Source organism: Streptomyces sp. 184, assembly GCF_045781775.1.
Lineage (GTDB): Bacteria > Actinomycetota > Actinomycetes > Streptomycetales > Streptomycetaceae > Streptomyces.
Genome location: NZ_CP123230.1, coordinates 7,464,519 through 7,482,780, shown reverse-complemented (window position 1 = coordinate 7,482,780; position 18,262 = coordinate 7,464,519). Strand labels below are relative to the sequence as shown.

The following is an 18,262-nucleotide window of genomic DNA, read 5'->3' as shown; positions in this document are numbered from 1 at the left end:
GCGTCCTTCCGACGAAGGAGGTCATCATGGCTTTGACTATTCCCGAGCGCGAGGTGCTCGTGACTGCAAACGACCCGGTCGAGGACGCCTTCTTCGCGGCAAGCGCAGCCGTTCCGCAAGGACGGCGCGTGGAACTGATCGAAGGGCAAATCCACGTGACGCCTCCGGCCAACGGTGAGCACGAACAGATCGTCGTCAGGTTCAACGACCAGGTCTTCGACCACGACAGGAGTCTTGCGAGGTACACGGGAATCGGTCTGGAACTCCCCGGTGGCGAGGTGAGGGACAGAGTAATTCCCGATGTGGTGGTCGCCCCTTGGGATAGCTATCGGGACCAGCTCGAATGGCACGACCCTGCTCCGGCCCTGCTTGTCGCGGAGATTACCTCTCCGTCCACGGGTGGCAACGATCGCGAGAAGAAGCTGCGCGGCTACGCCCACGCCGAGATTCCGGTCTACGTGCTCGTCGACCGTGAAGAAGGCGTCGTCTCGGTGCACAGCGAGCCGAGCGGAGGGAAGTACACGCGCAGCCAGCAGGTGGCGCTGGGCAAGAAGATCATGCTGCCCAAGCCGTTCGACTTCGAGCTGGACACCGCCGAGTTCTGACCCGCCCCGTTCCGGTCCGGAGCCGCGAGTGGCCCGCCGCGCGGGGGCGCGGCGGGCCACTCGGTGTTGCCGGACGTCCTGCGGACCCCGTGGGTCAGACGGTGACGCCGAAGTCCTGGGCGATGCCCGCCAGGCCCGAGGCGTAGCCCTGGCCGACCGCGCGGAACTTCCACTCCGCGCCGTTGCGGTACAGCTCGCCGAAGACCATCGCGGTCTCCGTCGCCGCGTCCTCGGTGAGGTCGTAGCGGGCGATCTCCGTGCCCCCGGCCTGGTTCACGACGCGGATGTAGGCGTTGCGCACCTGGCCGAAGTTCTGGCTGCGGGTCTCGGCGTCGTAGATCGAGACCGGGAAGACGATCTTGTCGATGTCCGCCGGCAGGCCGGCGAGGTTGACGTTGATCTGCTCGTCGTCGCCCGCGCCCTCGCCGGTGACGTTGTCACCGGTGTGCACGATCGTCTGGTCCGGCGACTGCCGGTTGTTGAAGAAGATGAAGTGCTGGTCGGAGAAGACCTTGCCCTCGGCGTTCACCGCGATGGCGCTCGCGTCGAGGTCGAAGTCCACCCCGGTCGTGGTGCGGACGTCCCAGCCGAGTCCGACCGTGACGGCGGTCAGCCCGGGGGCTTCCTTGGTGAGCGATACGTTGCCGCCCTTGGACAGGCTTACGGGCATGGGGAGTCCCCTCCTGGTTCTGGCTCCACGTGCCGGAGCCTCGTCTACGGACCACAACGCCGGTGTGCCCTACCCGGTTCCACGCACCGTACGCCCACCGCCTTCCGGGTGACGGCGGGTGCGGGCACGTGCGGACAAACGACGTGACAGGCCGAACATCCGCGCGGGATCATAGGTGACATGTCCGGTCCACACCGCATCCGCGGCTCGGTCGCCCTCCCGGAGGCCGAGCTGCTCTGGCGTTTCTCCCGTTCCTCGGGCCCGGGCGGTCAGCACGTGAACACCAGCGACACCCAGGCCGAGGTCCGCTTCGACCTCGCGCGTACGCGGTCGCTGCCGCCGGTGTGGAAGGAGCGGGCCCTGGAGCGGCTCGCGGACCGGCTCGTCGACGGGCACGTCGTGGTGCGGGCGAGCGAGCACCGTTCGCAGTGGCGCAACCGTGAGACGGCCGCCGTACGGCTCGCCGCGCTGCTCGCGGAGGCCACGGCGCCGCCGCCCGCGCCGCGGCGGAAGCGGAAGGTCCCGCGGGGGGTCAACGAGCGCCGGCTGCGGGAGAAGAAGCAGCGGTCGGACGTCAAGCGCGGCCGTACGGGCCGCGGCTGGGGCCAGTGACTCCCGCCCCAGCGGCTCCCGCCGCCGCGGCTGCCGTCGCCAACGCGAAGGTGTGAATCCTCACCCCAGCGTCCGGTACCGCCCCCGGAAGTACGTCAGCGGGCTCCCGTCGGAACTCGGCTGCGTCGCGCTCAGCACCCGCCCGATGACCAGCGTGTGGTCCCCCGCCACCACCCGCTGCTCCGTCCGGCACTCCACCGTCGCCAGCGCCCCGCCCACCAGCGCGCACCCCGTGACCTCGCCGCGCGTGTACGGGATGTCGTCGAAGAGCAGCCGGTCGCTGATCCGCCCCTTCATCGCGAACCGCCCGGCGATGTGCCGCTGGCTCTCGGAGAGCACCGACGCCGCCCACTCCTCGCGCTCCGTCAGCAGGTCGTCCATGCGGGAGCCGTTGCGCACGCTGACCATCACCAGCGGGGGGTCGAGGGACACCGACAGGAACGCGGTCGCCGTCATCCCCACGTCCTCGCCGTCCAGTCCGGGGTCCGGGTCGTACGCCGTGACCAGCACCACGCCCGCGGCCAATCGGCTCATGGCCGCCCGGAACTGCTCCTCGCTCACCCCAACAGGATGGTCCACCGTTTGCGTCTCATGCAGCACGCCTCGAACCGTAACGGGACGAACGGGCCCCGGGCATCGGGCCGAGGGCGGAACGGAGTCCTAGGTCTCCGCCCCGTCCCAGCGGCCCCGGACTCCCGCCCGGACCAGGCGCGGAGCCCTCGCGGGCCCGGCCGCGGGGACCCCCGGCGCGAAGCTCCCGGGGACCGGCGTGCAAGCCTTGGTCGCACGCCGGTTAACACCTTCCCATCCTGTGACTTGAGTCACAGAGAGCATCCAATGTTGACCCTGTGTACCCGCCGAAGAGCGGGCTGTGATTCAGTGGCCGTGTCGTTGGTGAAATTCCACGCGGGGGTCTTCCGCCGAGGTCGGGGCGAGACGGGAGGGCAGGTATGGAGACGGAGGCAGAGCCTTACGTAAGGCTGGCGAGCCTGCGCCGGCTGCATCAGGTCCTCGCGGACCTGAACCAGACGCGCAGCCTCGCCGACACACTCCAGAGCGTTGCGGACGGGCTCGTCGCCCTCGGTTACGAGGTGTCCGCGGTGAACCTCGTACGGCCAGACGGCGACCTCGTCGTCGCCGCCGTCGGCGGCGATCCCACCGCCGAGGCGATCATGGGCGGCCGGGTCGGCCCGCGCGAGGCGTGGGAGCGCCGGCTCCACATGGGCGTCGAGTGGGGCGAGCTGCGCTACATACCCCACAGCGAGGGCTGGGTCCTCGACGACGACGAGGTGCCGCAGACGCACCCGGTCGTCCCGCCGCCCTCCGCGCCCGGCGACTGGGCCACCGGTGACCGACTCTTCGCGCCGATCTACGACGCCGGCCGGGAGCTGCTCGGCGTCCTGTCCGTCGACAAGCCGGCCAACGGCCGGGTGCCGACCCCCTGGGGCCGTGAGGCCCTCCAGATGTACGCCTCGCAGGCCGCCATAGCGATCACCAACGCCCGGCTGCGGGCCAACATGCAGCGCGCGCTGGTGCGCCTGGAGCGCGAGCAGCAGGCGCTGCGCGCCAGCGAGGAGAGCTTCCGCCAGGCGTTCGAGTACGCGCCCAGCGGCATGGCCGTCGCGGAGATGGGCGGCGACGACCACGGGCGGCTGATCCGTACGAACGACGCGCTGTGCCGGCTGCTGGGCCGCCAGCCGTCGAGCCTGCGCCGGCTGTCGTTCTCCGACCTCGTCCACCCCGAGGACGTCGGCACCCTGCTGCGCACCTTCGCCGAGGGCGGCAAGGCCGAGCTGCGCCTCGCCCGCCGCGACAGCACGTACGTGTGGGTGAACCTGCGCAACTCGGTGGTCGCCGACGCCGCCGACGGCCCGCGCTACCTCCTCACCCACGTCGAGGACATCGAGGAGCGCAAGCGCCACGAGGCCCAGCTCGCGCACCGCGCCAGCCACGACTCGCTCACCGGCCTGCCCAACGCCGCCGAGCTGCGCGCCCGCCTCACCGCCCGGCTCTGCGACCGGCCGCCGGAGCTGTACACCGGCGCCGTCAGCCACTCCGCCGCCGGGCTGCCCGGGCCGCGCGGGCGGGCCATCGTCGGCGCCGGTGCGCCGGCCCGCGGCGAGGTCGACAGCAACGGGCACGGCTTCGGCCCGGACGGCGCCGAGGAGCAGCAGTGGGGCGGCCCCGGTCCGTACGAGCACCATGTGCACGCGATGGTCCCCGAGGGCGGCGGCGGGGAGTCCGCGGGCAAGGGGCTCGCGGTGCTCTTCTGCGACCTCGACGGCTTCAAGTCCATCAACGACCGCTTCGGGCACAACACCGGTGACGCCGTGCTCATCGCCGTCGCGCAGCGGCTGACCCACGCGGTCCGCGACGGCGACACCGTCGCGCGGCTGGGCGGCGACGAGTTCGTGGTGCTGGCCGACGGCCTGACCCCCGGCGGCGCCGAGGACCTGGCGGTGCGGCTGCGGAACGCGATCATCCCGCCGATCCGGGTGGACGGCCGGGCGGTGCGCGTCGGCGCGAGCATCGGCACCGGCTGGGCGATGTGCGGGACGTCGACCGAGGAGATCCTCAGCTCGGCGGACCAGCTCATGTACCGGGAGAAGCGGGCCCGCTCGCAGGGCCGTTCACACCGCCGGGCAGGCTAGTGGCGCGCGTACGGGCCGCGGGCTCCGCCGTTCGGCCGCGGCGGGTTGTCCACAGGCGGCCGTCGTGGCTTCGTCCACAGTCGACCGAAGCGACGCTCGGGGACTGCTCCGGACGGGGTAGGCTCGCTGCTTGGCCGGCGCTTCACCGGCCGGGACGCAACGCCCATCAGGGAGTGAGAGGGAGATGACGGCCGGCAACCACGGTGCGGGCACGCCGCCCGAGGACGACGACCCCTTCGCCCACCTGTACCGCCCCGAGGGCGGTGCCGCACCGGTACCGGGGCCAGGCGAGGGCACGGCACCCGCCCCCGGAGTGCCGCGGACGTCGTACACCCAGGTCAGAGCGGTCGGCGAGCGCACCTACGGCGGCCAGCAGGCCGCGCAGCAGGTGCCGCCCCAGCAGGCGTATCCGTACGGCCAGTCCAGCCCCAGCCCGCACTACGCGGCGCCCGAGACCTACGGCGGCCCGCCGCCGCAGCCCCCGTCCTTCTCGCCCGGCGGCCCCGGCGAGGGCCCGCGCCGCGGGCGCGGCGGCGGGCGGAACGGGCTGATGCTCGGCGCGGTCGCGGTGGTCGCCACGGTCGTGATCGCCATCGTCGCCGCGGTGCTCTTCAGCGGTGACGGCGAGGACGGGGACGTCGGCGGTGGTGGTTCCGAGTCCGTCGCGCCCAGCCCCGACGCCAAGGGCGACGGCGGCAAGAACGGCGACGACAAGCCGAAGAAGGACCCGACCGCCCCGCCCACCGAGGACGGCACGAAGCTGGCCCTGGCCGGCGGCGCGGTCGTCGGCAACGACGCGAACGTCTCCGAGGACGGCTCGTACGTCCACGGCCTGGAGACCGCGGGTGCGTCCGCGACCTGGAAGCCCGAGGTGTCCAAGGCCGGGGAGTACACGCTCTTCGTCGGCTACAGCGTGCCCGGTACGGACGCCGAGCTCACCCTCACGGTCAACGGTGAGGCGGAGGGCCGGCCGTTGAACCTGGGGAACTTCGCGAAGGCCAAGAAGGACGACTGGCTGGCCGGCTGGACCCGTACCTACTCGTGGATCTCCCTGGACGAGGGCGCCAACGAGATCAAGCTGTCCTGTGAGTCGGGCAACAAGGAATGCCAGACCGCGATCAGCCAGGTGTGGCTCAAGGAAGGCCAGGTCACGTCCTAGGGCCGCCCGCGCCCTCGCGCTGATACGGGCCCGCCGCGCAGGTGCGCGACGGGCCCGTGACCGTCTCCGCGACCGTCAGCCGCCGACGACCTCCAGGAACCGGCGCACCGTCGCCGCCATCGCGTCCCGCCCCGGCGCCAGGTACTTGCGCGGGTCCACCACGGCCGGGTTCGCGTCCAGGTGCTCGCGGGCCGCGCCGGTGAACGCGGTGTTCAGGGCCGTACCGACGTTGATCTTCACCATCCCCGCCGCCACCGCCTGCCGCAGCTCCGCGTCCGGCACCCCGGACGAGCCGTGCAGCACCAGCGGCACCGCGACCGCCGTCCGCAGCCGGCCGATCAGCTCGTGGTCCAGCGCCGCGGTGCGCTCGGTCATCGCGTGCGAGCTGCCCACCGCGACGGCCAGTGCGTCGACCCCGGTGCCCGTGACGTACGCGACCGCCTCTGCCGGGTCCGTACGCACCCCCGGCGCGTGCGCGTCGAGCGGCGCCTCGCCCTCCTTGCCGCCGACCTTCCCCAGCTCCGCCTCGATCCAGATCGCGTGCTCGTGCGCCCAGTGCACGGCCTCCGCGGTGGCCCTGACGTTCTCGGCGTAGGACAGCTTCGAGGCGTCGAACATCACCGAGCTGAAGCCCAGCCCGTGTGCGGAGTGCAGCAGGTCGGTGGAGACGACGTGGTCCAGGTGCAGCGACAACTGCGCGGACGAGGCGTTCGCGACGGCCGCCGTCGCGGCGGCGATGGGCGCGAGCCGGCCGTGGTGGAACCGTACGGCGTTCTCCGAGATCTGGAGCACCGCGGGCGCGCCCGCGGCCTCCGCGCCGGCGGCGATGGCCTCGGCGTGCTCCAGCGTGATGACGTTGAAGGCGGCCACGCCGTGGCCCGCGGCGCGGGCCGCGGTGACGAGTTCTCCGGTGGTCGTGAGTGGCATCTTTCAGGCCCCATCCCGGGCCGTACCGCGGCCCGACGTGATCTCGATCAGCGGCAGTGTCTCCGCGTAGACGGCGGCGTCGAACTCGCCTGCCACGGGCGCGGCGACGGTCGCCGCGGACAGCGCCACCGCGCGGGCGAGCCGGGCGGGCCAGTCGAGCCCCTCGGCGAGCCCGGACAGCAGCCCGGCGACGGCGGAGTCGCCGGCGCCGGTGGGGTTGCCCGGCACGTGCCGCGGCGGTGCGGCGCGCCAGGTGCCGTCGGCGGTGACGGCGAGCAGCCCGGCGGCGCCGAGCGAGGCGACGACGGCACGGGCGCCGCGGCGGCGGGCGTCGTCGGCGGCGCGCAGCGGCTCGGCGGTGCCGGTGAGCCGGGTCAGCTCCTCGGCGTTGGGCTTGATCAGGTCGGGGTGGGCGGCGACGCCGTGGAGCAGGGGGTCGCCGCTGGAGTCGAGCAGGACGGGTACGCCGGCGGCGTGCGCGGCGCGTACCAGCTCGGCGTACGCGCCGGCGGGCGCCCCGGGCGGCAGGCTGCCGCACAGCGCCACGGCCCGCACGGGCCCGGCCCCTTCGCCGGCGTCCGTCAGGAGCGCCGTGTACGCGTCGAGGAACGCCGCCCACTCCCCGGCGGTGACCTCCGGGCCCGCCTCGTTGAGCTGGGTGGTGTCGCCCGTACTGCCGTCGACGACCGCGACCGTGCGCCGCGTGTTGCCCGCGACGTCCACCAGCGCGTCGGTCACCAGCGCGTCGGTCACCAGCGCGTCGGTCACCAGCGCGTCGGTCACCGGTGCGTCGGTCACCGGGCCCGCCTCGGCGGCCAGCAGAGCGCGCACGTGCGCGCCGGTGGGGCCGCCGGCGAGGCCGGTGACGGTCACCGGGTGGCCGAGCGCGGCGAGCACCCGGGCGACGTTCAGGCCCTTGCCGCCCGGCCGTTCGGTGACGTCGGTGATCCGGTGGGACTCGTGGGCACGCAGCCGCGGCACCCGGTACGTGACGTCGAGCGCGAGGTTGAGTGTGACGGTGAGGAACATGTGCGCGAAAGATCCTGCCATGGTGCCCGGGTGCCGTCGACGGCGCGCGCCGCCGACGGCGCGCCTCAGCTACCGGGTTCGACGATCCACGCACCCTTGCGCATGATCCCGACGAGAGCGAACCGCTCGTCCAGCACGACGAGGTCCGCGTCCTTCCCCGGCTCCAGCGAGCCGATCCGGTCGTACGCGCCGAGGAGCTTGGCCGGCGTCGCCGACAGCGCCTCCACGACGTCCCCGACCGGCAGGCGGTCGACGGTGACCGCCCTGCGGAACGCGGTGTCCAGCGTGAGCGTCGAGCCGGCGATCGACCCGCCGTCGACCAGCCGGGCCACGCCGTCCAGCACGTCGACCTCCATCGGGCCGAGCGGGTAGCGCCCGTCGCCCATGCCGGCGGCGCCCATCGCGTCCGTGATGAACGCGACCCGGCCGCTCCCGGCGCGCTGGAACGCCAACTGGAGCACCGCCGGGTGCAGGTGCACGCCGTCGTTGATCAGCTCGACGGTCACCCGCTCGTCCTCCAGCAGCGCGGCGACCGGGCCGGGCGCGCGGTGGCCGAGCGCGGGCATGGCGTTGAACAGGTGGGTGGCGACGGTGGCGCCGGCCTCGACGGCCTCGTGCACCGCGTCGTACGAGGAGTCGGTGTGCCCCACGGCGGCGATGACGCCGCTGTCGGCGAGGAGCCGTACGGAGTCGAGGCCGCCCGGCAGCTCCGGCGCCAGCGTGAGCATCCTGGTCTGCCCGCGGCCGGCCTCGACGAGCTTGCGCACGTCGGCGGGCGCGGGGTCGCGCAGCAGCGCGGGCTGGTGGGCGCCGCAGCGGTGCGGGGAGATGAACGGGCCCTCGAAGTGAATGCCGGCCAGCTCGCCGTCCTCGGCCATTTCGGCGAGGACGGCGGCCTGGCGGGCCAGGTCGTCCAGGTCGCCGGTGACGGTGGAGGCGAGCATGGTCGTGGTGCCGTGCCTGCGGTGGGTGTCGATGACGGTGCGGGCCTCTTCGTGGGTGCCGCCGGAGAAGGAGGCACCGCCGGCGCCGTGCACGTGGACGTCGACGAAGCCGGGGACGATCCAGTGCCCGGAGAGGTCGGTGGCCGCGGGCCCGCCGTCGTCCCGCGGTTCCCCGGGCGCCTGCGGTTCCCCGGGCGCCTGCGGTGACACCGCGGCGATCCGGCCGTCCGTGACGGTGAGCCGCGCGTCCTCTACGGTGCCGGCCGGCTGGACCACACGGGCGCCGGTGAGCACCGTGCGGCCCTCCCGCATCGAATCCCGCATCAGGCGGTTACCTCCGTGGCGAGTAGGTCCCAGGCGAGCTGCCCGGCGCCCAGGCAGGCGGCGGCGTCTCCCAGCTCCGCCGGGACGATCTGTGGGGATGTCTGGAACGTGATGCGCACCCGGACGGCGCGCGTGAGCGGTACGAACAGGGTGTCGCCGGCCTCGGCGAGGCCGCCGCCGACGACGATCCGGCGGGGGTCGAGCAGGGTGATGCCGGTGATCAGGCCGCCGGCCAGGGCGTCGACGGCGTCCTGCCAGACGGCCTCGGCCAGCGGGTCGCCGGACTCCACGGCCTTGGCGCAGTCCGCGGCCGTCGCGGCGGGGTCGCCGCAGGCCGTCGCCCACGCCTCGCCCACGGCGGACGCGGACGCCAGCCGCTCCAGGCAGCCGCGCTGCCCGCAGCCGCAGGGCGGCCCGTCGGGGCGTACGACGATGTGGCCGATCTCGCCGGAGCCGCCGTGCGCGCCGGGCTCGATGCGGCCGTCGATGCCGATGGCGGCGGCGATGCCGGTGCCGAGCGCGATGAACAGGAAGCGGTCCACGTCGCGCGCGGCGCCGAGCCGGCCCTCGGCGAGGCCGCCGGTCCGCAGGTCGTGGCCGACGGCGACGGGGCAGGTGAGCCGCTCGCCGAGAAGCCGGCGAAACGGTACGTCACGCCAGCCGAGGTTCGCCGAGAACACCGCGACGCCCTCGGCGTCGTCCACGATCCCGGGCACCGCGACACCGGCGGCGACGGCCGGTTCGCCGTACTTCTCCACCCCCGTGTCCCGCAGCTCCGCGGCGAAGTCCAGGACGGCGGCGACGACGGCCTCGGGCCCCGCCTCCCGCGGGGTCGCCCGGCGCGTTTCGTGGAGCAGCGCGCCGTCCGCCCCGACGAGGGCGGCTTTCATGCCGGTGCCGCCCACATCGAGGGCGATGACGTGTCTCACGGGGAACAGTCTCGCCCGTAAAGAGGCGAGAGGTCTAGTCCAGTCGCGATGACGGGTCCGGTTTCCACCGGTATCCGGGTGAGTGCCCTGGCGGGCGGGGGGTGCGGGGCGGCGGACGGCGTACGCGCCGGGCGTACGCCGCCGCCGGGCCGCCTACGCAGGACCGTGTCGTACGACCGGTGCCAGCAGTACCGCGCCGACCGCGCCCGCTCCCGACCGCGCCCGCTCCCGACCGCGCCCGGTCCCGATCGCTCCCGACCGCGCCCCACTGCCGACCGCGGCACCGGCGAGGGTGCGACGGCCTACCGCACGGCCTACCGCACGGCCTACCGCAGGACGACGCTGCGCGTCAGGTTCCGCGGCCGGTCCGGGTCGTAGCCCTTCGCCTCCGCCACGGCCACCGCCAGCCGCTGGGCCCGTACCAGGTCCGCCATCGGGTCGAGCCCTCGCGCCGTCGACTCCGCGCTCAGGTGGCCGCCCACCCGGCCCACGTCCGCCGCCAGCCCGTCCGGCAGCTCGCCGAAGTGCCACACCGCCCGCCCGGGACCGGTGATCGCCATCGGCCCGTGCCGGTACTCCATCGCCGGGTAGCTCTCCGTCCAGGCCCCGGCCGCCTCGCGCATCTTCAGCGCCGCCTCCGCCGCGATACCGCAGGTCCAGCCCCGGCCCAGGAACGTCCACTGCACCGCCGCCGCCAGCTCCGGCGGCAGCGGCTGCGTCACCGCCAGCTCGGCGTCGACCGCCGCGTCCGTGACGGACTTCACACCCGCCGCCGGCGCCCCGTGCAGTTCGAGCCCGGCGCGCAGCAGCGCCAGCGCCGTCGTCGCGAACCGGGTCTGGACCACCGACTCCTCGTCCGCGTACGCCAGAGTGACCAGCTCGTCCGCGGCCGTGGCGACGGGCGTCCCCGCGTCCGCCGTGAGGGCGGTCGTCGCGGTGCCCGCCGAGCCCCGTACCGCCGCCAGCAGGTCCAGCACCTCGGTCGTCGTCCCGGAGCGGGTGATCGCCACCATCCGGTCGTACCGCCGCCCAGCCGGGAACTCCGAGGCGGCGTAGGCGTCCGTGTGCCCCTGCCCCGCCGCCTCGCGCAGCCCGGCGTACGCCTGCGCCATGAACCACGACGTGCCGCAGCCGACCACCGCGACCCTCTCCCCGGGCCGCGGCAGCCCGGTGACGGTCTCCGCCTCCTGCCGGGCTCGGCGCCAGCAACTCGGCTGGGTGGCTATCTCGGCGGCGGTGCGGGACGGTTCTGCGGCTGCCATGAGGTGCGGCTCCCTGGTTGTGCCGGTGTACGTACGTCGCCACGCGCGGTGTTGCGATCGTGCGCGCTTTCGTGCTGTTCCGCGACCGTTGGTGTGCGATTCAGCTCGCCGCCTCCCTATCAGCCCGGTGCCCGGTGCGGCAATGGCAGTAAGTGGCGGTGGTTACGGAAGTGATATCCATCTGGTGTAGACCTGGGAGGGGCGTTCCGGTCAGACTCGCCCCCTCAGATGATTCTGTACGAGGTGGGCTAAAGCTGTGCAGCGGCGTGGATTTCTGAAGGCGGCAGCCGGTGCCGCGGGAGCGGCGGCCCTACCGCTGAGCGCGTGCGGGGACGGCAGTGGCGGCGGCGATGTCACGCTGAAGCTGGTGGCCGCCGAGTACGGGACGGGCGAGTCCGACACCTCCCGGCGCTACTGGGAGCAGCTCGCGGCGAAGTTCTCCAACGACACCCCGGGCATCTCGGTCGACATCGAGATCATCCCGTGGGAGGACATCGACGCCAAGGTCGACAAGATGGTCAAGGACGGCAACCCGCCGGACATCGCGCAGATGGGCCCGTACGCCGAGTACAGCTCCCGCGACATGCTCTACAGCACCGACGAGTTGCTCTCCATCCCCACCCAGGCCAACTTCGTGCCCAGCCTCGCCGCCGCCGGCGAGGTCAACCGCGTGCAGTACGGCATGCCGTTCGTCTCCAGCTCGCGGCTGCTGTTCTACAACAAGTCCCTCTTCGAGGACGCGGGCCTGGGCACCGACCCCGAGGACGCGCCGAAGGACTGGGACGAACTGCTCGACGCCGCGCAGGCGCTCAAGGACGCCGGCGTGAAGATCCCGTACGCGCTCCCGCTCGGCCCCGAGGAGGCCCAGGGCGAGACGCTGATGTGGATGATCAGCGGCGGTGGCGCGTACACCGACGACGTCGGCAGCTACACGATCGACTCCGAGCAGAACATCCACACCTTCAACTGGATACGCGACAACCTCGTCGGCTCCGGCCTCACCTACGCCGCGCCCTCCGAGACCAACCGGCGCACCGCCTTCGCCGACTTCGTCAAGGGCGACGTCGGCATGATCTTCGGCCACCCGACGCTGATGCAGGATCTGCGGCGGGAGAAGGTCGACTTCGGCATCGCGCAGAAGCTGCCGGGCCGGGACGGCCCGTCGGAGTCCACGATGGGCGTCGCCGACTGGATCATGGCGTTCAAGGCCAACGGCCGCCGCTCCGAGATCGGCAAGTTCCTCGACGTCCTCTTCGACGACACCAACGTGCTGAAGTTCGCGCAGCGCTACGACCTGCTGCCGACCACGGTCTCCGGGGTGGACAAGCTCAGCCAGGGCCGCAGGGACCTCCAGCCGTTCCTGGACCAGCTCCAGACCGCCGTCTTCTACCCGGACAACAAGACGTCGTGGGCGCGGGTGAACGCGGAGCTGAAGAAGCAGATAGGCAAGGCGGCCGAGTCGGGCGGCGAGCCGCCGGAGCGGGTGCTGACGAACCTCCAGAGCATCGCGGAGTCGGCCTCCACGACGGAGGAGGAGTAGAGCCCGTCAGCCCTCGCGGGCGTCGCGGCGGGCCTGCCGGACGCGCCGCAGGCGCTTGACGGTCACCGGGTCGTGTTCCTGCGCGCGCGGGTCGTCCAGGAGCGCGTTGAGCAGTTGGTAGTAGCGCGTCGGGGAGAGGCCGAGACCCTCCCGGATCGCCCGTTCCTTCGCACCCGGACCCGGCCACGCGCGCTTCTCCAGCGCCAGGACGGCCAAGTCCCGCTCGGTCAGCGCCGGGTCACCCTCAGACATGCCCTGCACGTTACCGCGGGCCGGTAGGGTCCTGGACATGGGCAGCACCTCCGCAGCACAGCTCCCCGTTCCGCGTACCGAGGCGGGCCGCGCCGGACTCGCGGCGCTCCTCGCCGATCCGGAACAGGCCCTCGTCGCCTTCGACTTCGACGGCACCCTCGCGCCGATCGTCCCCGACCCCGACTCCGCCCGCGCCCACCCCGGCGCCGTACCCGCGCTGGCCCGGCTGGCGCCGCGCGTCGGCACCGTCGCCGTCATCACCGGCCGGCCCGCAGCGGTGGCCGTACGGTACGGCGGCTTCGCCGGCGCCGCCGGCCTGGCGCACCTGCGCGTCCTCGGCCACTACGGCGACGAGCAGTGGGACGCCGCCACCGGCACCCTGCGCACCCCCGAGCCGCACCCGGGCGTGGCCGCCGTGCAGGCCGAACTGCCGGGGGTGCTGGAGACGGCGGGCGCCTGGCAGGGCACGTGGATCGAGGACAAGGGCCGCGCCGTCGCCGTCCACACCCGTCGCGCCGAGAACCCCGCGGAGGCCGCCGACGCGCTGCGCAAGCCGCTGGACGACCTGGCGGCGGCGCACGGCCTGGTGGTCGAGCCGGGCCGCTTCGTCCTCGAACTCCGCCCTCCCGGCATGGACAAGGGCCGCGCGCTCACCGACCTCACCCACGAGACGGGCGCCCGCACCGTCCTCTACGCCGGCGACGACCTCGGCGACCTCGCGGCGTACGACGCGGTGGACGCGCTGCGCCCGGAGGGGATCGCGGGCGTGCTGGTGTGCAGCGCGGCGACGACGGGCGAGGGCGCGGACGCGCTCGCGGACCGGGCGGACCTGACGGTCGACGGGCCGCAGGGCGTGGTGGACCTGCTGACGGCACTGGCGGCGGCGCTGGGCGCGTAGCCCCGCGCGGGCAGCCCGTAGCCCCGGGCCGTGAGCCGGTAGCTCCAGGCCATCGGCGTCGTAGCCCCGCGTCACCAGCCGCCGCCCGGTCGTCAGCCCGGCCGCCTCCGCCTCCGTCTCTGCCTCCGCCTCAGTCGGACAGCCGGCGCAGGAAGTCCCGTATCAGCCCCGCGCTCTGCGCGAACCGTGTGGTCAGCGGGAAGTGGCCGGCGTCGAGCAACTGCACCTGGGCGTCCTTGGCGTCCCGGGCGAAGGCCCGCGCCCCGTCGGCACCGAAGATCTCGTCGTGCCGCCCCCAGGCGGCGAGCACCGGCGGCTGGTGCACGCGCAGGTACTCCTGCCAGTCGGGGTACCGGCCGGGGTTGGTGCCGTAGTCGAGGAACAGGTCGAGCTGGATCTCCTGGTTGCCGGGGCGGTCCAGCAGGGCCTGGTCGTGCACCTCCAGCGCCGGGTCGACCAGCGAGGTGTCCGGGACGCCGTGGGTGTACTGCCAGTGCGTGGCGTCCGGGGTGAGGAGGGAGCGCAGCGCGTCGCGGTTGGCCGGGGCGGGGTCGGCCCAGTAGGCGCGCAGCGGGGCCCAGAAGGGGGTGAACCCCTCGTCGTATGCGTTGCCGTTCTGGCTGACGATGCCGGTGACGCGCTCGGGGTGGCGCAGCGCGAGGCGGAAGCCGACCGGGGCGCCGTAGTCGTGGACGTAGATCGCGAAGCGCCGGACGCCGAGCCGGTCGAGCAGCTTGTCGACGATGTCGGCGAGGTGGTCGAAGGTGTACGCGAACTCGTCGGCGGGCGGCGCGGAGGTGAGCCCGAAGCCGGGGTAGTCGGGGGCGATCAGCCGGAACTCGTCGGCCAGCTCGCCCATCAGCGGCGCGAAGCCGACCGACGAGGTCGGGAAGCCGTGCAGCAGCACGAGCGTCGGCGCGCCGGGGTCGCCGGCCTCCCGGTAGAAGACGTCGAGGCCGTCGATGCGGGCGGTGCGGCTGCGTACGGTCATCGGGGAACACTCCAACCATCAAAATGCTTTTGAACGGTTAAGACGCTCCGAACCTATCCCCACCCCCGCCAACCTGTCAACCCGACTTGAACGGTTAGACTGCCGGTATGGCACGACCACTGACCGGAGAACCGCTCGCCCTGGACCTGGTGAACACCTGGTGGATCGACGAGGGCAGCCCCGTCGACTTCTTCTACGAGCCCGACGGCATAAGCCGCTGGCTGGGAGAGCACGAGCTGACCGCCGACGCGGCGGACGCCACCGCGACCGCCCCCGCCGCCCTGCGCGAGCCGCTGACCGCCGCCCGCGCCGCCCTGCGCGCCGCCCTCGACGGGGACGAGCGCCCGCTCGACGCGATCCTGGCCCACGGCGCCCGCCGCCCCCTGCTGCGCGACGGCGTCGCCACCTCGGAGGTCGTCGTGGACGACCCGGCGTGGCTGCCCGCCTGGTGCGCGGCGGCCGACCTGGTCCGGCTGTACGCGGAGCATCCGGAGCGGATCCGCGGCTGCGCCAACCCCGAGTGCGTGCTGTGGTTCTACGACACCAGCAAGAACGGCCGCCGCCGCTGGTGCTCGATGGAGGGCTGCGGCAACCGCGCCAAGGCGGCCCGCTTCCAGGAGCGCCACCGCCGCTGAGGGCCCCGCGGCCCGTACCGCGAGCCGCGCCCGTACCGCGACCTACACGCGAGCTGCGCCCGTACCGCGAGTGCCCGCAGCGCGAGCTACCCCCGCAGCGCGTCCAACTGCGCCAGGAACCACGCCTGCGGCGGCAGCGCCGTGGCCGCCGCCGCCAGCCGCTTCGTCCGGCGGGCGCGTTCGCCGCGCGGCATCGACAGCGCCTCGTGCAGCGCCTCGGCGGTGGCCCCCACGTCGTACGGATGCACCACGAGCGCGTCCTCGCCGAGGTCCGCGTACGCGCCCGCCTCCCGGGACAGCACCAGCGCGCAGCCGTCGTCCGAGACGACCGGGATCTCCTTCGCGACCAGGTTCATCCCGTCGCGCAGCGGGTTGACCAGCGCCACGTCCGCCAGCCGGTACGCGGCGAGCGAGCGGGCGAAGTCGTCCTCGACGTGCAGCACGACCGGCAGCCAGCCGTCCGTCCCGTACGTCTCGTTGATCTCCGCGGCGAGGCGGCGCACCTCGGCGGTGTAGTCCCGGTACACCGCCAGGTCCTGCCGCGACGGGTACGCGAAGGCCAGCTTCACCACCCGCCCGCGCCACTGCGGCCGTCCCTCCAGCAGCTCCCGGTACGCGAGCAGCCCGCGGACGATGTTCTTCGACAGCTCCGTGCGGTCCACCCGCACGAGGACCTCGCGGTCCGCGCCGCCGATCTGCTCGCGCAGGGCCGCCATCCGCTCGGCCACGTCCGGCCGCCGGGACCGCTCGCGCAGGAAGTCGGCGTCGGCGCCGAGGGCGTGCACGTCCACGAAGGTGGTCCGCTGCCCCCGCGGGTCCTCACCGCCCCAGGCGACGTCCGCCGCACCGCCGAGCACGTCGCGGCAGCAGGAGACGAACGCCTCGGCCCACCGGCGGGTGTGGAAGCCGACGCGGTCGGCGCCGAGGAGCCCGCGCAGCAGCGCGGCGGCGATGTCGTCGGGCAGGAGCCGGAAGTACTCGGGAGGTGCCCACGGCGTGTGGGTGAAGTGCGAGATGCGCAGGTCGGGCCGGCGCTCGCGGAGCATGCCTGGCACGAGGCACAGGTGGTAGTCCTGCACCAGCACCTCGGCGCCCTCGGCGGCACCGTCCGCCAGGGCGTCGGCGAAGGCGCGGTTGTACGCCTCGTACGCGGCCCACTGGCGGCGGAACCCGGCGTCGAAGACGGGAGCGACGGGGATGTCGTAGAGCATGTGGTGCACGAACCACAGCACGGAGTTCGCGACGCCGTTGTACGCGTCGTGGAAGACCTCCGGGTCGATGCCGAGCATCCGCACCCCCGGCTCGGCCACCCCCCGCCGCACGGCCTCCCGGTCCCCGCCGCCCAGCGCGGCGCACACCCACAGCGCCCCGGCGTCGGGCCCCACGGCACTGAGCCCGGAGACGAGCCCGCCGCCGCCGCGCTTGGCGGCGAGTTCACCGTCGTCCCCGACGGCGTACGAGACGGGCCCGCGGTTCGACGCGACGAGCAGGGGGGCACCGGGGGACTCGACCATGCGCCGAGCCTAGCCACGACGGGCCCCCGCGAAACGCACCCGGGACGGTGTGGCCGAGACCGGTGGCCGAGACCAGTGGGGGGAGCGGTGGGGGAGCGGCGCGTGCGAGCACGGGGATTCCCCGGTACGGCCCGCCCGCCGCGGGCTACGCCGCGCGGCGCTCCACGTACTCCCGGATCTCCCGCATCGGCGGCCGCTCCTCCGTGTCGACCCCGTACGTCCGCGGCTCGAACGTCCCGTCCGCGCCGCGGTCGAACTGCGTCAGCCGCGGCCGCACCAGGTGCCCCCGCGCCAGCCGGAGCTGCGCCGTGCGGTAGATCGCCGCCGCCATGCGGCCCAGCGCACGGTCGTCCTGGTGGCGGTGGCGGCGGACGCCGACGTCGACCTGCGCCAGGGCGTCGAGCCCCACCGTGTGCAGCGCGTCGACGAGCAGGCCCAGCTCCACCCCGTACCCGACCGGGAACGGCAGCCGCTCCAGCAGCGAGCGCCGCGCCGCGTACTCGCCGCCCAGCGGCTGGACGAAACCGGCCAGCAGCGGCCAGTGCAGGTTCAGCAGCGGCCGGGCCACCAGCTCCGTCACCCGCCCACCCTGGCCGCCCGCCTCCGCGCGACCCGCACCGCCCGCCGTACCCGCCGCCGCACCGACCGCCGAACCGACCGCACCGCCCGCACCGAACTCCGCACCCTTCGCACCGCCCCCCGTACCGAGGGGTCTGTCGTACACCGCCTTCACGAACTCCACGTCCGGCTCCGTCAGCAGCGGACCCACGATCCCGCTCACGAACGCCGTGTCGAAGTCCCGCAGGTCCGCGTCCACGAAGCACACGATCTCGCCGCGCGTCACCAGCAGCGACCGCCACAGCACCTCGCCCTTGCCCGCCACCGCCGGCATCCGCGGCAGCACCTCGTCGCGGTGCACCACCCGCGCGCCGGCCGCGGCGGCGACCTCCGCCGTACGGTCCGTGGAGCCGGAGTCCATCACGACCAGCTCGTCCACGAGCCGGTCGCCTTCCGGGCCGCCCGGAGCCATCAGCTCCGCCCGGATCGCCGCGACGATCGCCCCGACCGTCGCCTCCTCGTCGAGCGCCGGCAGCACCACGCTGACCGTCCCCCGCGCCCCCAGCGCCCGCTTGGCCGCCAGGAGCCGGGCGCGCGGCCGGTCCGGCGCGGACCAGGACCGCGTCTTCAGCCACTGCTCCACGTCATCGAGCACCTGCGGGCCTCCCCTTGCCGGTGGTCCTGTGAGGTGTGAGAGCCGTCTCGCGTGCCGGACGGCCCTCACAACTGTCCTGGTCGTCGGTTACAGTCTTGAACAACGTG

The 18,262-nt window shown here is 73.8% G+C and carries 18 protein-coding genes; 7 read left to right on the top strand and 11 right to left on the bottom strand.

Features of this window, described 5'->3' with window-relative positions:
• Positions 1 to 26 precede the first annotated feature (26 nt).
• Positions 27 to 605 carry a Uma2 family endonuclease gene (locus QBL21_RS31825; protein WP_407565683.1) on the top strand — a complete coding sequence of 193 codons (579 nt, stop codon included), beginning with the start codon at positions 27 to 29 and terminating at the stop codon, positions 603 to 605.
• Between the two features lie 94 nt (positions 606 to 699).
• Here the strand turns inward: QBL21_RS31825 and QBL21_RS31820 are convergent, their stop codons facing one another.
• Complete coding sequence (locus tag QBL21_RS31820; protein WP_407565682.1) at positions 700 to 1,275, bottom strand: TerD family protein; 576 nt, start codon at positions 1,273 to 1,275, stop codon at positions 700 to 702.
• A gap of 180 nt (positions 1,276 to 1,455) precedes the next feature.
• On the opposite strand from QBL21_RS31820, the gene arfB reads away from it, so the two are divergent.
• Positions 1,456 to 1,887: an alternative ribosome rescue aminoacyl-tRNA hydrolase ArfB gene (arfB, locus tag QBL21_RS31815; protein ID WP_407565681.1), complete on the top strand. Its 432-nt coding sequence runs from the start codon at positions 1,456 to 1,458 to the stop codon at positions 1,885 to 1,887.
• A gap of 60 nt (positions 1,888 to 1,947) precedes the next feature.
• Here arfB and QBL21_RS31810 read toward each other — a convergent pair whose 3' ends face one another.
• The gene (locus QBL21_RS31810; protein ID WP_407565680.1) at positions 1,948 to 2,487 is read right to left on the bottom strand and encodes a flavin reductase family protein; all 540 of its coding nucleotides are present in this window, start codon (positions 2,485 to 2,487) and stop codon (positions 1,948 to 1,950) included.
• Between the two features lie 350 nt (positions 2,488 to 2,837).
• Here QBL21_RS31810 and cdgB point away from each other — a divergent pair, with 350 nt between their 5' ends.
• Complete coding sequence (gene cdgB / locus QBL21_RS31805; protein WP_407565679.1) at positions 2,838 to 4,538, top strand: diguanylate cyclase CdgB; 1,701 nt, start codon at positions 2,838 to 2,840, stop codon at positions 4,536 to 4,538.
• A 184-nt stretch (positions 4,539 to 4,722) separates the two neighbouring features.
• The gene (locus tag QBL21_RS31800; RefSeq protein ID WP_407565678.1) at positions 4,723 to 5,697 is read left to right on the top strand and encodes a CBM35 domain-containing protein; all 975 of its coding nucleotides are present in this window, start codon (positions 4,723 to 4,725) and stop codon (positions 5,695 to 5,697) included.
• Between the two features lie 75 nt (positions 5,698 to 5,772).
• Here QBL21_RS31800 and QBL21_RS31795 read toward each other — a convergent pair whose 3' ends face one another.
• From QBL21_RS31795 to QBL21_RS31775, 5 genes are all read right to left on the bottom strand, one after another.
• Positions 5,773 to 6,624, bottom strand: coding sequence for a ketose-bisphosphate aldolase (locus QBL21_RS31795; protein ID WP_407565677.1), 852 nt, complete (start codon positions 6,622 to 6,624; stop codon positions 5,773 to 5,775).
• Positions 6,625 to 6,627: 3 nt separating this feature from the next.
• On the bottom strand, positions 6,628 to 7,653 hold the full coding sequence (locus QBL21_RS31790; protein ID WP_407566636.1) for a 1-phosphofructokinase family hexose kinase: 1,026 nt from the start codon (positions 7,651 to 7,653) through the stop codon (positions 6,628 to 6,630).
• A gap of 65 nt (positions 7,654 to 7,718) precedes the next feature.
• The gene (nagA, locus tag QBL21_RS31785; protein WP_407565676.1) at positions 7,719 to 8,921 is read right to left on the bottom strand and encodes an N-acetylglucosamine-6-phosphate deacetylase; all 1,203 of its coding nucleotides are present in this window, start codon (positions 8,919 to 8,921) and stop codon (positions 7,719 to 7,721) included.
• The gene (locus QBL21_RS31780) at positions 8,921 to 9,850 is read right to left on the bottom strand and encodes an ROK family protein (protein ID WP_407565675.1); all 930 of its coding nucleotides are present in this window, start codon (positions 9,848 to 9,850) and stop codon (positions 8,921 to 8,923) included. The genes nagA and QBL21_RS31780 overlap by 1 nt, the downstream gene beginning before the upstream one ends.
• Positions 9,851 to 10,176: 326 nt before the next feature.
• Positions 10,177 to 11,112 carry an SIS domain-containing protein gene (locus QBL21_RS31775; RefSeq protein ID WP_407565674.1) on the bottom strand — a complete coding sequence of 312 codons (936 nt, stop codon included), beginning with the start codon at positions 11,110 to 11,112 and terminating at the stop codon, positions 10,177 to 10,179.
• Between the two features lie 256 nt (positions 11,113 to 11,368).
• Here QBL21_RS31775 and QBL21_RS31770 point away from each other — a divergent pair, with 256 nt between their 5' ends.
• Positions 11,369 to 12,652 carry an ABC transporter substrate-binding protein gene (locus QBL21_RS31770; RefSeq protein ID WP_407565673.1) on the top strand — a complete coding sequence of 428 codons (1,284 nt, stop codon included), beginning with the start codon at positions 11,369 to 11,371 and terminating at the stop codon, positions 12,650 to 12,652.
• Between the two features lie 6 nt (positions 12,653 to 12,658).
• On the opposite strand, the gene QBL21_RS31765 is transcribed toward QBL21_RS31770, so the two are convergent.
• Entirely contained in the window at positions 12,659 to 12,904 is a 246-nt protein-coding gene (locus QBL21_RS31765) for a DUF3263 domain-containing protein (RefSeq protein WP_407565672.1), read from the bottom strand.
• 37 nt (positions 12,905 to 12,941) lie between these two features.
• Between QBL21_RS31765 and otsB the strand changes: the two genes are divergently transcribed.
• The gene (gene otsB, locus QBL21_RS31760; RefSeq protein WP_407565671.1) at positions 12,942 to 13,802 is read left to right on the top strand and encodes a trehalose-phosphatase; all 861 of its coding nucleotides are present in this window, start codon (positions 12,942 to 12,944) and stop codon (positions 13,800 to 13,802) included.
• 130 nt (positions 13,803 to 13,932) lie between these two features.
• Here otsB and QBL21_RS31755 read toward each other — a convergent pair whose 3' ends face one another.
• Positions 13,933 to 14,793, bottom strand: a complete 861-nt coding sequence (locus QBL21_RS31755) for an alpha/beta fold hydrolase (RefSeq protein WP_407565670.1) — start codon at positions 14,791 to 14,793, stop codon at positions 13,933 to 13,935.
• Between the two features lie 107 nt (positions 14,794 to 14,900).
• On the opposite strand from QBL21_RS31755, the gene QBL21_RS31750 reads away from it, so the two are divergent.
• Positions 14,901 to 15,428 carry a CGNR zinc finger domain-containing protein gene (locus QBL21_RS31750; RefSeq protein WP_407565669.1) on the top strand — a complete coding sequence of 176 codons (528 nt, stop codon included), beginning with the start codon at positions 14,901 to 14,903 and terminating at the stop codon, positions 15,426 to 15,428.
• 86 nt (positions 15,429 to 15,514) lie between these two features.
• Here the strand turns inward: QBL21_RS31750 and QBL21_RS31745 are convergent, their stop codons facing one another.
• On the bottom strand, positions 15,515 to 16,942 hold the full coding sequence (locus tag QBL21_RS31745) for a trehalose-6-phosphate synthase (RefSeq protein WP_407565668.1): 1,428 nt from the start codon (positions 16,940 to 16,942) through the stop codon (positions 15,515 to 15,517).
• Positions 16,943 to 17,087: 145 nt separating this feature from the next.
• Positions 17,088 to 18,155: a glucosyl-3-phosphoglycerate synthase gene (locus tag QBL21_RS31740; RefSeq protein ID WP_407565667.1), complete on the bottom strand. Its 1,068-nt coding sequence runs from the start codon at positions 18,153 to 18,155 to the stop codon at positions 17,088 to 17,090.
• Positions 18,156 to 18,262: the final 107 nt, after the last annotated feature.

What these genes read in the sequence shown, in the direction of transcription:
- QBL21_RS31795 (WP_407565677.1), bottom strand. Translation starts at nt 6,624, where the DNA reads ATGCCACTCACGACCACCGGAGAACTCGTCACCGCGGCCCGCGCCGCG.
- QBL21_RS31765 (WP_407565672.1), bottom strand. Translation starts at nt 12,904, where the DNA reads ATGTCTGAGGGTGACCCGGCGCTGACCGAGCGGGACTTGGCCGTCCTG.
- QBL21_RS31790 (WP_407566636.1), bottom strand. Translation starts at nt 7,653, where the DNA reads ATGTTCCTCACCGTCACACTCAACCTCGCGCTCGACGTCACGTACCGG.
- QBL21_RS31750 (WP_407565669.1), top strand. Translation starts at nt 14,901, where the DNA reads ATGGCACGACCACTGACCGGAGAACCGCTCGCCCTGGACCTGGTGAAC.
- arfB (WP_407565681.1), top strand. Translation starts at nt 1,456, where the DNA reads ATGTCCGGTCCACACCGCATCCGCGGCTCGGTCGCCCTCCCGGAGGCC.
- QBL21_RS31820 (WP_407565682.1), bottom strand. Translation starts at nt 1,275, where the DNA reads ATGCCCGTAAGCCTGTCCAAGGGCGGCAACGTATCGCTCACCAAGGAA.
- QBL21_RS31745 (WP_407565668.1), bottom strand. Translation starts at nt 16,942, where the DNA reads ATGGTCGAGTCCCCCGGTGCCCCCCTGCTCGTCGCGTCGAACCGCGGG.
- QBL21_RS31755 (WP_407565670.1), bottom strand. Translation starts at nt 14,793, where the DNA reads ATGACCGTACGCAGCCGCACCGCCCGCATCGACGGCCTCGACGTCTTC.
- cdgB (WP_407565679.1), top strand. Translation starts at nt 2,838, where the DNA reads ATGGAGACGGAGGCAGAGCCTTACGTAAGGCTGGCGAGCCTGCGCCGG.
- QBL21_RS31825 (WP_407565683.1), top strand. Translation starts at nt 27, where the DNA reads ATGGCTTTGACTATTCCCGAGCGCGAGGTGCTCGTGACTGCAAACGAC.
- nagA (WP_407565676.1), bottom strand. Translation starts at nt 8,921, where the DNA reads ATGCGGGATTCGATGCGGGAGGGCCGCACGGTGCTCACCGGCGCCCGT.
- otsB (WP_407565671.1), top strand. Translation starts at nt 12,942, where the DNA reads ATGGGCAGCACCTCCGCAGCACAGCTCCCCGTTCCGCGTACCGAGGCG.
- QBL21_RS31775 (WP_407565674.1), bottom strand. Translation starts at nt 11,112, where the DNA reads ATGGCAGCCGCAGAACCGTCCCGCACCGCCGCCGAGATAGCCACCCAG.
- QBL21_RS31800 (WP_407565678.1), top strand. Translation starts at nt 4,723, where the DNA reads ATGACGGCCGGCAACCACGGTGCGGGCACGCCGCCCGAGGACGACGAC.